The sequence below is a fragment of the Sphingomonas endophytica genome, assembly GCF_001476895.1.
Taxonomy (GTDB): domain Bacteria; phylum Pseudomonadota; class Alphaproteobacteria; order Sphingomonadales; family Sphingomonadaceae; genus Sphingomonas; species Sphingomonas endophytica_A.
This window is the reverse complement of sequence record NZ_LDTB01000273.1, coordinates 1-1065: the sequence shown is the minus strand read 5'-3', so window position 1 is coordinate 1065 and position 1065 is coordinate 1. Positions and strand designations below refer to the sequence as shown.

The 1065-nt window shown below is 65.4% G+C and carries 2 protein-coding genes; one reads left to right on the top strand and one right to left on the bottom strand.

Features of this window, described 5'->3' with window-relative positions; all coding sequences use genetic code 11:
* The coding region (locus NS334_RS17155) for a GNAT family N-acetyltransferase (RefSeq protein ID WP_058757020.1) at nt 1–313 on the top strand (313 nt) is incomplete at its 5' end.
* 21 nt (nt 314–334) lie between these two features.
* Here NS334_RS17155 and NS334_RS17150 read toward each other — a convergent pair.
* Nucleotides 335–895: an invasion associated locus B family protein gene (locus NS334_RS17150; protein WP_058757019.1), complete on the bottom strand. Its 561-nt coding sequence runs from the start codon at nt 893–895 to the stop codon at nt 335–337.
* Between the last annotated feature and the right edge of the window lie 170 nt (nt 896–1065).

Below are 1065 nucleotides of genomic sequence, written 5' to 3'. Positions count from 1 at the left end.
CGCGGATACCGAGCGGATGGCGCGGATGATCGCCAATGCCAACCTGATCGTGACGGCGCGCAAGGCGCACCAACTCGTCGGCGTCTCGCGCGCGCTGACCGATTTCGCCTATTGCTGCTATTTGTCCGACCTTGCGGTCGATCGCCAGTATCAGGGGCATGGCATCGGCAAGCGCCTGATCGCGGAAACGCGGCGCTTCGCCGGACCTGAATCGATGTGCCTGTTGCTGTCGGCGCCTGACTCGATCGGCTTCTACAAGACCATCGGCATGCCGCAGCCCGACAATGCGTTTCTCTACAAGCGCGAGCGATAGCAGGCGGCGATCCGCGCCGCGCTATTTGATCTTGTCGTAGACCGTCGCGAAGTCGGCGAGCGGCATCGGGATCGAGATGGTCTCCTTGCCGAGATTCTGGAACGAGACCTTGAGCTGCTTGCCCGATTTCAGCTGGGTCAGGACATCGGCGGCGATCGGCGCATTGATGTAGCAGCCGCGCGCCTCGCAGGTCTGGATCGGCACGTCGACCGCCTTGCCGTCGTCGACCTGCAGCTTGGCACCGACGGGCAGGTTCAGGCCGAGCGGAAGCTGGATCAGCGCAACCGGGGCACGGGTGTCGCCGGGAACGCGTATGTTGACCAGCACGATGAGCTGGCCGGTCTTGCTGAGAACAGCGGTCTGCTCCATCGCGCATTCGAGCGGCGCATCGCGGCTCGCGCTGGTGCCGCGCGCGACCCAGCCGGCCTTGTTGCCGGCTGCATCGCCTTGCGGCGCGGCGGGCGCAGCTACGGGAGCCGGGGCGGGCACCGTCTTGCCCTTGGGCGTCTGGGCGTGGCCAAGGCCGGCTGCGCCGAACGCGGTGAACAGGACGACGAGAAGCGACTTTGCGACAATCTGCACGATACCGGCGCCGAAATGAACATCTTCGGATGTGCCGGTATGGAGGCAAATGTCAAGTCACTCGGCGGCCTGCTTGACCGATCGGTCCTCGCCATCGTCGGCATCGTGGCCGGCGCGCGGCGAGCGGCCCCAGTTCGCAAACGCGTTGGAGAGCCGGTCGAGATAGAGAT